This window comes from Veillonella sp. VA137 (assembly GCF_003992015.1).
Lineage (GTDB): Bacteria > Bacillota > Negativicutes > Veillonellales > Veillonellaceae > F0422.
In genome coordinates, this window is record NZ_RQVK01000024.1 from 1 (window position 1) to 13253 (window position 13253).

Here is a 13253-nt window from a genome sequence, read left to right on the forward strand (position 1 = left end):
TAGCACTAGCTATTTGAATAGCTAGTGCTAAGAACTTATTATATGAGTAGCCCCCACATTTGACAAAGAGCCAAAAAAAAGCAACAGAATTTTCACATCCTGTTGCTCTTATCATATTTTATTCTTTTGTTTTTCGACTGGTATCGCCCATACGGGTTAGTTTCACTTCCCCTAATGCTACCCCACGGGTATGTTGTGTATGAGACCATACTTTATCGTGGCGATTCAAATATCCTAAGAAGGTAACGGGTACCCAAGAATAGATGAATAATGGATACAATAGATAATACAACCACACTTTTGGTGGCACTTTAATTTGTGCTAGCACAATGAGTGGAAATAAATATTGTCCAATACCAATAATCTGCCATACCTGTACTGGCAAGATTTGGTAGATAATATTCGTATACAACGGCACGATGCCATTGATATAGGTCATAATAATATAAAAGGCTGACAATAACAAGAAATAGGGCTGTGTAATCTGTACAATTCCATCTAGAATCGTCCATTTCCCTTTCTTAATACCTTGCACAAAGAGTTTCGGAATATACCGTTCTCCTGTATCAAAATGGCCTTGGGCCCAACGTTTTCGCTGATTCCAAGACTGCATAAAGGTCAATGGCTTTTCATCATATACGATAGCATTGTGAGCCCATGTTGTTTTCACCCCATGAATCAACAATTTCAAAGAAAATTCCATATCTTCTGTCAAGCTATTACAAGACCAACCATAATCACGGATGATATCTGTACGAATACACATACCTGTACCACCCAAGGCTGTGGAAAGTCCCAAGTTATATTTCGCCAAGTGCCACATATGATTGACCATCCAAAAGGCAATGGCAAAGGTACCAGCTACCCATGTATCGGTTGGATTCTTCGCATTCAAGTACCCTTGAATCACTGGCTCCCCTTTTTCCAAATGACGATTCATTTCATAGAGGAAATGAGGATGCACTAGATTATCCGCATCAAAAATTACGAATGCATCATACTTGCGTTCCATGGCGAATACTTTGTCAAACATCCAGCCCATGGCATATCCTTTACCCACTTCTTCTGTGTTAAAGCGTTCATACACTTCAGCACCAGCTTCACGGGCAATCTTGGCAGTGTCATCTTTACAATTATCTGCCACCACAAAGATATCATATAAGTGGCGAGGATAATCTAAGACTTGTAGATTATTCACCAATTGACCTATCACGGCACTTTCATTATGGGCACAGACAATAATAGCAAAGGAATGTTTCGGCGGACATTCTGTTTTATCGCTTTTATGCCACATGCCACAGACCATCAACACAAAGTAATACAAGGTATAAAATACGATAATTACCTGTATGGGAATCATAATTAGGTCAAACCAAACGTAATTCATCCTAGTTCCTTCCTATTTACGAATGTTGTTGATGATAGTATTACTAATACCATATACAGCATATAATACAAAAATCAATACCGGCCAAGAGCGATAATCCATCAATAGGCAAAATACGCCACAACCTACAGTAATACCTACGGCAATGGGTTGCACTGGATCGCTACCTTTCCCTTTGAAATCTGGATGATGCACATTGCTGACCATCAAGTAACCTACGAATATCATAGCCAACATCAATGCCACATCAGGAATACGAACACCACTTAACACATAGGTAGCTGCCATACAACCTGCTGCAGGAATCGGTAACCCTTGAAAATAACCATGTACTTCTTCTGTCATAATATTAAATCGTGCCAATCTGAAAGCCCCTAACACAGAGAATACTAACAATGGCACATAGCCTAACCAACCATAGTGATCCAAGCTCATCATATACAGCATAAAAGCTGGAGATACGCCAAAGCCAACTACATCGGCTAAAGAATCTAATTCACGGCCAAAATCTCCAGAAACACCCAAAGCACGAGCAATCCGTCCATCTAATCCATCAGCTAATAAGGACAAAAGCACACATACCGCTGCCCCAGTAAAATTACCTGTAGCAGATAAACTAATGCCGATCACACCGAAGGCTAAATTTGCTGCTGTGCAAAGATTGGGAAATATAGACTTATTCATCTTTCACCCTCCCAATAATCGTTTCTCCACCAACTACATGTTGTCCTTTTGTAACGCAAATTTCTACATCTAATGGAACAAATAGTTCTGTGCAAGATCCGAATTTAATCATACCATACAAGGTACCTTGCTCTAAGGTATCTCCTACATCTGTCCAAGACACAATACGTCTAGCCAACAAGCCCGCAATCTGTGTCACCACAATTTCCATCTTGTCGTTTTTAATGCTAATCGTATGTCGTTCATTTTCGTAGCCTACAGAATCTTTATAGGCTGGTAAAAAACGTCCTTCTGTATATTGACGGAATGTAATTTCACCTGCCATTGGCGCCCGATTCACATGGACATCAAAAACAGATAAAAAAATTGTTACTTTTTTACATTGTTGATGTAAATATGTGTCCTCAAACACCTCTACTACTTCCATCACTTTCCCATCCGCTGGCGATACCAACACCTTTGGATCATGAGGAATACGGCGATTAGGATTTCTAAAAAAATAAGTAAAGAATAATGCCAGTACAAATGGTATAATTCCTAACCACCATGATAGAAAGTAGCCTACCAGTGCTGTCACAACAAGACAAGCACCGATTAAAGGATATCCTTCTTTAACAATCAAACCCATACTAAACCTCTCTTAATTAGTGATAGCTCCACCAAGATACGACTGCACTGTATCAATGTTTATGGCGCCATACAGTCCACATAAATTTAGGCAATGCTAACATACGAATGATACGTTTCGGTTGCAATGCCAATCGATATAACCACTCTAAGCGGTTTTCTTGCATCCATACAGGAGCTCGTTTCAACATGCCCGCTAATACATCGAAAGAACCGCCCACGCCCATGGCGACTACACCATCTAAATGGGCTAATTTTTCTTGAATCCAAAACTCTTGTTTCGGTACCCCAAAGGCAACAAACACTAATTGAGCACCACTACGTTGAATCTTATCAAGAATGTCTACTTCTTCTTCCTCTGTGAAATATCCAGAATGATAGCCCACTACTGGCAATTCTCCAAGTTCTGCTGTCATATTTTCTATAGCTTTTTTGACAACTCCCTCAGCTCCACCTAAGCAGTATATCTTAATATTATGTGCTTTAGCTGCCTTCAATAACTGTTGCAATAGGTCACAACCTGTCACTCGTTCTGGAAAACGCTGTCCCTGTTGCTCAGCTGCCCATAAAGCACCTGCTCCATCCGGTACAACAAGATCCGCTTGTTGCAGAACCTCTAACAATCTTTGATCATCCTGTGCCATCATAATCATTTCTGCATTGGCCGTTGCCACCATATGTAATTTGGGTTGTCCCACTAATGAAAGCACTTTATCTACGGCTTCCGTCATCGTTACCACATCAATTGGGACGGATAGCACATGTATTTGATTCTGCACCATTCACCTCATCTACTCTAGTATGTAAACAAGAAGGACAGGACATATGAAAGAGCTTACACCCTATCATAGACCTATCCTTCTGGTAGGTAATTTTCCTAATTATTTCTTTTCGCAGCGCATAACGCCAGCTTCCATATAGTTGTCAGCTTTCATGTCCACGAAAATTACTTTTACCGCTTCTGCAGGTACTTTTACAGTTTCTACAGTTGCTTTTGTAATCGCTTCGCCAAGAGCTTTCTTTTGTTCAAAAGTACGACCTTCAACAAGTTCTACATGAATAATAGGCATGAGTCTTTCCTCCATCACCACTACGCATCTATAGCACTATGCTATAGATAAAATCTCATCCTATTGTATCATATTTAGCCCTCACTAAACAACTTTAACTATACAAAATACGCATATACTGTGGTCCAAAGCGTGCTTCCATTTGATGACGCAAAGTCGATTGTACTTCATCAAATCCATGAGATTGTAAATACATTTTAGCATCCTCTCTAGCTTCCACAAGAATCGGAATATCTTTGATGATGTTCGCCACTTTCAAATCTGGCAATCCCGACTGAGCCAAGCCAAATAATTCCCCTGTGCCACGAATGAGCAAGTCTTGTTCTGCCAGTTCAAATCCGTCTTGCGTTTGTTCCATCAGTGAAAGTCGAGTTTTACTATCAGGGTTTTTACTATCACTAATCAGAATACAATAGGCCTGTGCCGATCCACGACCTACACGACCTCGCAATTGATGCAACTGGGATAAACCAAACCTCTCCGCATTATGGATACACATAATCGTCGCATTCGGCACATTCACACCTACTTCAATCACCGTTGTGGATACTAACAAATGAATATCTCGACGATAGAACGCATCCATAATATCTTCTTTTTCCTTTGGACGCATGCGACCATGCACCAAACCTACACGATAGTGTGGCTCAAAATATTCTTTATATTCGTAATAAATCTGTTCCGCAGCTTGCAAATCCATTTTTTCAGACTCTTCCACTAATGGGCACACTGCATAGACCTGACGACCCGCTTGCATTTCTTTTTCAAAAAAATGTAACAATCGCTCTTTATAGGACGAATCCACAGCGTAGGTCTTCACTGGTTTACGACCAGGAGGCATTTCCTTAATCAAAGAAACTTCTAAATCTCCATAAATGGATAAGGTCATCGTCCGTGGTATAGGGGTTGCCGTCATGATTAGCACATGCGGATGGTCTCCTTTACGTTGCAATTTCGCCCGTTGCTCTACACCAAATCGATGTTGTTCATCCACTACAATCAATCCTAATTGATGAAACATCACTTTGTCTTGAATCAATGCATGAGTGCCTACTAAGACATCAATGTCTCCTCGTTCTAAGGCATCATAGAGATCTTGCTTTTTTTTCGTGGAGCCCGTCAACAATGCCATTCGTATCGGTGCATCTTGAAAAAGCTCCTGAAAGCTTTCAAAATGTTGTGTAACCAAAATTTCTGTCGGTGCCATAATCGCCCCTTGGAATCCATTTTCTACTGCCTTCGCTAATGCCAAAGCAGCTACCACCGTTTTACCAGAACCTACATCACCTTGCACTAACCGCTGCATAGCTTGGGGCTGTTCCATATCCTTAGCAATCTCTCCTAATGCTTTCTCTTGATCCCCAGTCAAAGTAAATGGTAAGCCTTGCCTAATTCGCTCTACTAAAGATCCATTTTTGGTCATAGGGAATCCCCCTTGACCCTGTTCATGGGCACGAAGGAGCAATAGCCCCATTTGCATAATCCATAGTTCTTCATAAGCTAATTGTTTGCGTGCCTCTTGGTAGCGTTCCCAAGATGTAGGAAAATGCATCTCCCGAAAGGCATCATAACGGCTCATGGTAAACTTATTCCCCATCACATCTTGAGGGACCACATCTTCTAAAGTGCCATTATGGTCAAACCAGTTTTTTATGGCCAATCTGATCCCCCATTGTTTCATACCTTCCGTCAAACCATAGACTGGCACAATACCACGCTCTATCACTTGCCCAGCTTCTATCATTTCCACTTGTGGTGTATTCATCTGGTAACTACCATAGGCATGCTCTATCTTTCCATAGGCATAAATACGTTGACCTGGTTTATAAAAATTTTTCTTATAGGCTTGATTGAAAAAAGTAAGATTTAACTGACGTACTCCATCTGACAAGGTCACAGTTAAAATATGCATACGTGGTCTAGGTCGCTTTTCACTGACCCGTACAACCTGTCCCGTCACACCTACCATCTCTCCCACAGGAGCTTCGCAGATTCCATACACTTGCCGTCTATCTTCAAAGGTACGCGGAAAATAATGCAACAAACCTGTTACCGTATAGATTCCTAGTTTATTCAATTGTTTCACTCGTTGCGGTCCCACGCTCTTTATGGATTGCAATTGTTCGTTCATATTCTATCCGTACTCTTTCCTATTTCATTCTTTATGAAAGTATTTCCTACTCTACCAATACTGAAACCGTGCGACATAACTTGTTCATATCAGCTGAGCAAGATATAAGAAACGTCATACTCCAAGTACATACTAAACACTATAAGTACATACAAATACACTGCTATGAGCAATATCTCTGTATCTATGTATGCAACTATGGTACACTGTCATACACAGTAGACATTTAATATCCTATATTATACCATAGAGAGACAATACAATATGAACTCCTCCTAAAAATAGGCGCAAAAAAAGAAGGGCACTTTGTAAAAGAGTTACGTGAGTTAGGTTATATAACAAAGTGTCCTTCTATGTTTAAATTATACATCTTGTTTAAATTAAACGCAAGTCATATGTTTATAAAATTTGACAGTGTTTACTATTTTAGTATATAGTTAATAAGCTAGTATAATCTTATCTAAAAGGAAGAAACGCACTTGCATTGCTATCCCCTTTTATGATAAAATACATATGTTATATTAGTAGTAAACACTTTGGAGGTGGAAACAAATGGCAAACCTTTGCGAAGTATGTGGTAAATCCACTACTACGGGTATGAATGTTTCTCATTCCCATATCCGTTCCAAACGAACTTGGAAACCAAACATCCAAAGAGTACGAGCAATTGTAGACGGCGAAACTAAACGAGTTAACGTTTGCACACGCTGCCTTCGTTCTGATAAAATTACACGCGCGTAAGATTTTGAAGGTACATGTACTCAAAAAAGAGGCTATCAGTCAGGAAGAAATTTCTTCAGTACTGATAGCCTCTTTTGCTATGTATAACTTTATTATAGTACTGTATACTTAGACCCACAAAACGCAGGGTTCATTATACCCTAATAATAGCTCATCGTGTGTTATAAATTGCATCGACTCAGATTTAGCTTGACTTATCATAATCTTATCAAATGGATCATGATGTGCTTTTGACGATTCCATTCTAGTTAAAGTCCTAATCATAAAAATATTTTCTGGAGATAACGATAATAATCGTAATCCCGACTGCTTAGCTAGTTTATAAATTATTTCTGCGTCATAAGGGAATGTTTCTGGATACTTATTATGCTTAATCGCAATTTCCCAAAGAGAAATAACACTAAAATATGTATGGGTATCTTGCCTTCTTAAAATATCTTTACAAGTATTTGAAATCTTTTTATCATCAAATAAAAGCCATAATAAAATATGTGTATCTAATAGAATATTCATATGTACTCCTTAAATACTTCTTGAATTACGTCATCGCCTTCATGAATATCATCTGGAACTTTAAACAATCCGTTTCCTAATCCAAACTGTATCGGTTGTGGTACATCTTTTATTAGTTTTATTTCTGCTACTGTATCCTCATCTTGTAAAAAAATAGAATCTGCCGCTCCATCGGTCAGCAATTTTACAAGGGCTTTTAGCTCTTCATTTTTACTTATATTTATAGTACACATTTTATCACCTCCTCATTTTCACATGTATCTTATTTTCATTATACGCCTAACTCTACAAAAAAGTAAGTAAAACCACTAGTTTCCTAGTTCACATAAGAAACTTTCCCCCACAAATGATTCTTTAACTCCAAAGTTTTCCAATATAGTTTGTCCAATATCTGCAAAGCTCCTTCTATCCCCTAGATCAATGGGGCCTCTAAAAGCTGGTGAATACGCCAAAAGAGGCACGAGTTCCCGTGTATGGTCTGTTCCCTTCCAAGTCGGATCGTTACCATGGTCTGCCGTAATCAGTAGCAAATCATCTTTGGTCAATAATTCCAGCAATCCCCCTAGTTGATAGTCAAACATTTCTAGCTCACGACCATAACCTTGTACATCACGACGATGTCCATACAAGCTATCGAACTCTACTAGATTGACCATCATATAGCCATGAGTAAATCTACCTTCTAACGTAGTATCCGATGTATCAGGTATAGTATGTGTACTATGTGTACTATGTGTACTACATGTACCATGTGTATCATCTGCACTATGCCCCAACAAGGCAGCTAGTAGATTCATGCCATGAGAATTAGATTTTGTTGGATAGGATTGATCCAAACCGATATGAGCGTAAATATCCCCAATCTTTCCTACACCAATTGTGGGCACTTTCGCATCTTGTAAAGCTTGCAACACAAATCGCCCTTCTGGCAACCGACTATAATCATGACGATTTGATGTGCGCACAAAATGACCTGATTCTCCCACAAATGGACGAGCAATGATGCGCCCTACATAGTAATCTCCAATACATACTCGTTCCCGTGTAATTTGGCACATCTTGTATAGGTCCTCTAAAGGAATGATGCTTTCATGAGCGGCGATTTGAAACACCGAGTCGGCAGACGTATACACAATAGGTTTCCCCGTTCTCATATGCTCTTCCCCCAGGCGCTCAATGATTTCCGTCCCCGATGCCGCTTCATTGCCTAGGAATCCATAGCCAGTTTCCTTCGTAAAAGTATCCATCAACTCCTGTGGAAACCCATCATAAAAGGTTGGGAAAGGAACTTTCACAGGGTGCCCCATCATTTCCCAATGACCACTGGTGGTGTCTTTTCCTGTACTTTGTTCATGCATGCGACCAAAGGCACCCACTACTGTATCTTGTTGCGGTGTGATATCTGCAATCTTACCGATGCCTAATTTTCGTAAATTCGGAATTTGTAAAGGCCCTACCGCCTCTTCAATATGGCCCAATGTATTAGCACCCATATCTCCAAAACGTTCTGCTTCTGGGCTATGCCCAATCCCTACACTATCTGTGACAATCATAATAATTCGTTTAAACATAGAGACCTCCTCTTTGTTAAACACTCGTAAACAATCTATGCCTAGGAAGTTAGACTCCTAGGCATTCTTTCATTATTTCAAATACGGCATAGCTAATAATAAGGCAGATAATGTTTTGCTATCTTTAATTTTTTCTTCACTAATACGTTGCAATAATTCATCGAAAGTATAACGCTCTACTTCCACATATTCATCTTCATCCCAATGGATTTCCCCTTTGGAAAGCCCTTTTGCTACATACAAATGAATAACTTCATTGCAAAATCCAGGAGACGTTGCAATAGTACCTAGACTAATCCATTCCGATGCGATAATGCCAGTTTCTTCTTCTAGCTCACGTTTAGCACATACCAATGGATCTTCCCCAGCATCTAATTTACCTGCAGGAATTTCCAATAAATAATCGTTCAATGCATAGCGGAACTGTTTTTCCATAATGATACGATTGTCTTCATCAATGGCAATCACAGCACTAGCTCCTGGGTGATGCACCACCTCGCGCCACGCTTCCTTGCCATTCACATCGGCAATATCATAGGTTACTTTAATCAATTTGCCATCAAATTTCATTTCCGATGAAAGTTTACGTTCTTGCATGGGTCCTCCTTAATTTACGATAATAGGTTCTACTTGATTATGAAAAATAATAGTTCCTTTATTAGTCCATCTTACACTCATCTGCCATACTATATCTTTATCAATCGTAGCTACATATCCGTTTTTACTGTATTCGTTTTTAAATTCTCTTTCTACTATTTGTAGAGTATACTGTAGCTCTAATAAAACTGCAAATTCATGTTTACAATGTCCATCACAATAACAACTACATGAGATATCTTCTATGATTCCATTGTTATATTCAAACTCAACCTCATAGTACTCTGATCCACGTACAATAGCATATCCATATCTATCATCGATACACACATATACAACTCGTTGTTCTTTGTAGTATTGTAATCCTCTTTCTAATCGAGCATGCTCTATAGGAAACTGAGTTAGATCATCTAGTGGAAATGGATCCGGTCTATATGTAGAAATATATGGTTCTTCACCTTGGGGAGGAAAAAACCATTGACTGATTTTTTCTTTATCTAAACTTTTACGATCAAAGCTCAATAACAGTCGATTGAAGATTTTAAATTCCCCTTGTAATTGGGTATCGATCTTAGCAATGACTCGTTCATATTTTGAAGGTCTTACTTTAAATTGATGACGTACATCTACAACTATACCTAACATATCCTTCATTTTACCAGAAACATAGACATGATCTCCCTCATGAAGAACTATATCTTCACATAAGTATAAGAACGCATCATCTTTTGCCACAAAATATACCTGAACTAATGTGATATTTTGGTGAGACAACATTGATTTGGAATGTGCTAACTCTTTTCTATCAGTTATTTCAGTCTCAGGAAGTTCTATATCCTTTAGGTCCATATGATGTCCTTTCTGGGGGGGACTATTCGCCTTCATGTAAAATTATCTCTTTTAAGTGAGGTTCTAGTCTACTTATTACACCTGTTACCAAGGCATTCCCCATCATAAAATATCTATTTCGCTTCGTCATTCCTGTATTAGTCCAATTAGGTGGAAACATTTGTAATAGTTCTGCTTCAACTTCTGTAATAGTTCTATAATTTTGACTTTCTTCATCTAACACAATATGGGATGAGCGATTAGCGGTTCCTTCACTAGTTAGCATAGTTCGACCTGGTACATTCACATCATCTGGGAAATTCATACTTCCCTCTGAGTAATAATAAATACCACCATCAGGTCGCACTCGTTCAATCTTTTTTCCACCTTTTAGATATTTCCATTTTTCCACTTTATCATGACTAATAGTGTAGGAAGAATACGGTTGTTTTTCATGCTTCTTTGCAATATTCATTATTTTTTTCAGTGGATATACTTCTTCAACAATAGATTCTACATCACTATTATAAATTTCACCATCAGCCATATAACCAGATAATAAAAATTTACCCTGGTTATAACTATCACTAACTTCGACAATATCCTTATACTGTTGTATATCTTTTTGAACTAAGTTTTTTGAAAGTTTTTGTACTGGAAATATACTATTAAAAAACTCATGCTGATAGAACCACTCTTCAGCACCAATTTTTTGAATCTTGTGTTGAATGGTATTTGCATAAGTGGTATTTCTTTTATAGGCAAGAATAAAAACTCTTCTACGCTTTTGTGGCATCCCATAATCAGCTGCATTGATAACTCGCCAATGAACATGATATCCTAACTCATCAAATGTTTTTAACATAATAGCAAAGTCACGACCTCTTTGATTAGCTGGTGACTTAAGTAATCTATCTACATTTTCTAATAAAACAAAGGATGGCTGTTTTTTTTCTACAACATCTTTTATATCCCAAAATAAAACACCTTTTTTACCTTCAATGCCTTTTTCCTTCGACAGTGTTCTTGCTACAGAATAATCTTGACATGGAAAGCCACCAACTAATAATGTGTGATCCGGAATAGTCTCTTTATCTACTGTATTAATATCTTGATTACTATGATTTCCCACACCAAATCGAGTAGTATAACAATTGAATGCTGGTTGCACTTTAGTAGATGGCTCCCACTGATTAGCCCACACAAAACTCCAATCACCTTGCTCAATGGCAAGACCTGTCTCGGAATCAAATTCATTTACATGATTAAGACCAACCCGAAATCCACCAACACCCGCAAATAGTTCAACTACGGTCAGTTTCATTACTTTCTCCTTTTGAATTATCCTAATCACATACACTAATTAATAGATTAAGAAAATTATAATAAATCTTTAATAACACTTAATACATACGAATTATTTAGCCAAAAACACTGCTTAGTCATAAAACGACCATCTGGTAACTCATCAGCATCTACCAATGATCCTTTTCCATAGGTTATTCCATTTTCTAGTTGATAAAATGCTCTAGATGCATGTGGTCTAATATGACTAATAGGGTGACTATTTTTACCAGGTAAATTATTTTTAACTACATAATCACCTTTTTTATTTTTTGTAGGAATCAGTTCTATACCATCCTTAATAATCTTTTGTACGTCTTTCCAAAACTCTTCTAATAAAGCTATATCCTTAGCTGGCATATTCCAAAGCTTAACACCTTTTAATACACATTCTCCTGTATCATTTTCAGTATATACAACAAAGAATAGCTTAGTTTCTTCAAAGTATTTACATAAATCAGATTCTTCCCATTCTTCATCTACTAGTTTCTTAAAACTAAAAGATGGAAAAGACATGCTTTCTTTGATTTTATTATTTTTGTTAACTCGAATCGTCTTGACAACAATATTAGCCTTAAGAAACTCCTCAGCTTGATTAGAAGATACACCCAACATCCGATATACTAGTAAACTCAGTCGAGCTTTATTAGAAGAATCCATTAAGTTAAAGATTTGACATAATTCTTCTTCCGTTTTACCTATATATGGTTTAATCTTATCAGTTAATACCTTACCTAGATTTGTCTCGTTAGTATCAGTTAGGATAGACTCTGCCACATCATGCTTTCCTACATAATAATTATTTAGTACATAGGTCATATAACTTTGTTTAAAAGCAAACGCACGACGTTTTGCTGGTACATCAGGATTATAATATTGTGTAGACATACTAGATGCTGCCGTTGCACCTTTTGTGCATGCTCCTAAATATAGTGTATCTCCTTCAGAAAGCTCATGAGCCTTTCCCGATTTTATTTTATCAATAATAAGTTGGTAATCATTAATTATAATCTCTAAGTCTTTATCAACTGGTTCAAATAGACCTACAAAGTTAATACCATAATCTAGTTTATCAGCTAGCAATCTATCTCTTAAGTAGAACATTAAAAGCATGAGTCTACATTTTTGCCAAAGGTGGGATTTATAGAAATCATCCTCTACTGGCTCAGTATTGGATATCATAGTTAATACCAATCGTTCACCAGCTTTATAAGTATTCTTTTTTGTCATTTCATAAGGAGTAACTTTTAACTCGACCCCCGCCTTTTCAAAATCTGCTTCAGAGTTACTATTAATATCATATTGAAAGAAATGCTTCTCTACTAAATTTCCTAGACCACCCTTTCTAGCAAAGTTTGCAAAACTAATAAACTCTTCATCATTCAATTCTTCGCTACAAATAATATCTTTAAAGGTCTTTCCTATTAATTGTTTCGCATAGCGTTCAATAGATTTTGGGTCTGTTTCATCATATAGAATATTTGTATCGTCCATACTTCACCTATCACTTACACATTCATTAATTACAAGATAATAACAATTTAAATTCACCTGTACAGAAAATATGTCAATACAAAAGGTATCAAAATTGTACCCATTTATATCAAAATTAAGAAACGCTAATATCTTAATTTACTATATTATATCATATTAGTTCAGTTTTAAATTAAAATAAAGACTTATCTATTAATTAGAAAAGCTATACTCAAATTAACTCTTCAAGTATAGCTTATGATAGTTTTATGTATACAGTTATTGTC

The 13253-nt window shown here is 37.4% G+C and carries 14 protein-coding genes; 1 reads left to right on the forward strand and 13 read right to left on the reverse strand.

The window, feature by feature from the left end:
- Window positions 1-118: 118 nt before the first annotated feature.
- From EO116_RS08185 to recG, 6 genes are all read right to left on the reverse strand, one after another.
- Entirely contained in the window at window positions 119-1387 is a 1269-nt protein-coding gene (locus tag EO116_RS08185) for a glycosyltransferase family 2 protein (protein ID WP_127161407.1), read from the reverse strand.
- A gap of 12 nt (window positions 1388-1399) precedes the next feature.
- Window positions 1400-2071: a CDP-diacylglycerol--serine O-phosphatidyltransferase gene (gene pssA, locus EO116_RS08190; RefSeq protein WP_127161408.1), complete on the reverse strand. Its 672-nt coding sequence runs from the start codon at window positions 2069-2071 to the stop codon at window positions 1400-1402.
- The gene (locus tag EO116_RS08195) at window positions 2064-2699 is read right to left on the reverse strand and encodes a phosphatidylserine decarboxylase family protein (protein ID WP_127135161.1); all 636 of its coding nucleotides are present in this window, start codon (window positions 2697-2699) and stop codon (window positions 2064-2066) included. Before EO116_RS08195 ends, pssA begins: the two co-directional genes overlap by 8 nt.
- A 52-nt stretch (window positions 2700-2751) precedes the next feature.
- Window positions 2752-3477, reverse strand: a complete 726-nt coding sequence (locus EO116_RS08200; RefSeq protein ID WP_127161416.1) for a WecB/TagA/CpsF family glycosyltransferase — start codon at window positions 3475-3477, stop codon at window positions 2752-2754.
- Between the two features lie 102 nt (window positions 3478-3579).
- Entirely contained in the window at window positions 3580-3768 is a 189-nt protein-coding gene (locus tag EO116_RS08205) for a 4-oxalocrotonate tautomerase (protein ID WP_009353866.1), read from the reverse strand.
- 94 nt (window positions 3769-3862) lie between these two features.
- Entirely contained in the window at window positions 3863-5899 is a 2037-nt protein-coding gene (gene recG / locus EO116_RS08210) for an ATP-dependent DNA helicase RecG (protein WP_127161409.1), read from the reverse strand.
- 552 nt (window positions 5900-6451) lie between these two features.
- Here recG and rpmB point away from each other — a divergent pair.
- Window positions 6452-6640 carry a 50S ribosomal protein L28 gene (gene rpmB, locus EO116_RS08215; RefSeq protein WP_038144954.1) on the forward strand — a complete coding sequence of 63 codons (189 nt, stop codon included), beginning with the start codon at window positions 6452-6454 and terminating at the stop codon, window positions 6638-6640.
- Between the two features lie 108 nt (window positions 6641-6748).
- On the opposite strand, the gene EO116_RS08220 is transcribed toward rpmB, so the two are convergent.
- The 7 genes from EO116_RS08220 to EO116_RS08250 form a co-directional block, all read right to left on the reverse strand.
- A complete protein-coding gene (locus EO116_RS08220; RefSeq protein ID WP_127161410.1) occupies window positions 6749-7153 on the reverse strand; it encodes a type II toxin-antitoxin system VapC family toxin in 405 nt (134 codons plus the stop codon).
- Window positions 7150-7386 carry a hypothetical protein gene (locus EO116_RS08225; protein WP_127161411.1) on the reverse strand — a complete coding sequence of 79 codons (237 nt, stop codon included), beginning with the start codon at window positions 7384-7386 and terminating at the stop codon, window positions 7150-7152. Before EO116_RS08225 ends, EO116_RS08220 begins: the two co-directional genes overlap by 4 nt.
- A 75-nt stretch (window positions 7387-7461) precedes the next feature.
- The gene (locus EO116_RS08230) at window positions 7462-8724 is read right to left on the reverse strand and encodes a phosphopentomutase (protein ID WP_127161412.1); all 1263 of its coding nucleotides are present in this window, start codon (window positions 8722-8724) and stop codon (window positions 7462-7464) included.
- 72 nt (window positions 8725-8796) lie between these two features.
- Window positions 8797-9321: an NUDIX hydrolase gene (locus tag EO116_RS08235; protein ID WP_127161413.1), complete on the reverse strand. Its 525-nt coding sequence runs from the start codon at window positions 9319-9321 to the stop codon at window positions 8797-8799.
- 9 nt (window positions 9322-9330) lie between these two features.
- Window positions 9331-10170 carry an SWIM zinc finger domain-containing protein gene (locus EO116_RS08240; RefSeq protein WP_127161414.1) on the reverse strand — a complete coding sequence of 280 codons (840 nt, stop codon included), beginning with the start codon at window positions 10168-10170 and terminating at the stop codon, window positions 9331-9333.
- 22 nt (window positions 10171-10192) lie between these two features.
- Window positions 10193-11473, reverse strand: a complete 1281-nt coding sequence (gene dcm / locus EO116_RS08245) for a DNA (cytosine-5-)-methyltransferase (protein WP_127161415.1) — start codon at window positions 11471-11473, stop codon at window positions 10193-10195.
- Between the two features lie 56 nt (window positions 11474-11529).
- Window positions 11530-12987, reverse strand: coding sequence for a Sau3AI family type II restriction endonuclease (locus EO116_RS08250; protein ID WP_009353841.1), 1458 nt, complete (start codon window positions 12985-12987; stop codon window positions 11530-11532).
- Between the last annotated feature and the right edge of the window lie 266 nt (window positions 12988-13253).

Coding starts and splice junctions, on each gene's coding strand:
- EO116_RS08220 (WP_127161410.1), bottom strand. CDS start 7,153: ATGAATATTCTATTAGATACACATATTTTATTATGGCTTTTATTTGAT.
- EO116_RS08205 (WP_009353866.1), bottom strand. CDS start 3,768: ATGCCTATTATTCATGTAGAACTTGTTGAAGGTCGTACTTTTGAACAA.
- EO116_RS08185 (WP_127161407.1), bottom strand. CDS start 1,387: ATGAATTACGTTTGGTTTGACCTAATTATGATTCCCATACAGGTAATT.
- recG (WP_127161409.1), bottom strand. CDS start 5,899: ATGAACGAACAATTGCAATCCATAAAGAGCGTGGGACCGCAACGAGTG.
- dcm (WP_127161415.1), bottom strand. CDS start 11,473: ATGAAACTGACCGTAGTTGAACTATTTGCGGGTGTTGGTGGATTTCGG.
- EO116_RS08230 (WP_127161412.1), bottom strand. CDS start 8,724: ATGTTTAAACGAATTATTATGATTGTCACAGATAGTGTAGGGATTGGG.
- EO116_RS08240 (WP_127161414.1), bottom strand. CDS start 10,170: ATGGACCTAAAGGATATAGAACTTCCTGAGACTGAAATAACTGATAGA.
- EO116_RS08250 (WP_009353841.1), bottom strand. CDS start 12,987: ATGGACGATACAAATATTCTATATGATGAAACAGACCCAAAATCTATT.
- EO116_RS08225 (WP_127161411.1), bottom strand. CDS start 7,386: ATGTGTACTATAAATATAAGTAAAAATGAAGAGCTAAAAGCCCTTGTA.
- rpmB (WP_038144954.1), top strand. CDS start 6,452: ATGGCAAACCTTTGCGAAGTATGTGGTAAATCCACTACTACGGGTATG.
- pssA (WP_127161408.1), bottom strand. CDS start 2,071: ATGAATAAGTCTATATTTCCCAATCTTTGCACAGCAGCAAATTTAGCC.
- EO116_RS08235 (WP_127161413.1), bottom strand. CDS start 9,321: ATGCAAGAACGTAAACTTTCATCGGAAATGAAATTTGATGGCAAATTG.
- EO116_RS08195 (WP_127135161.1), bottom strand. CDS start 2,699: ATGGGTTTGATTGTTAAAGAAGGATATCCTTTAATCGGTGCTTGTCTT.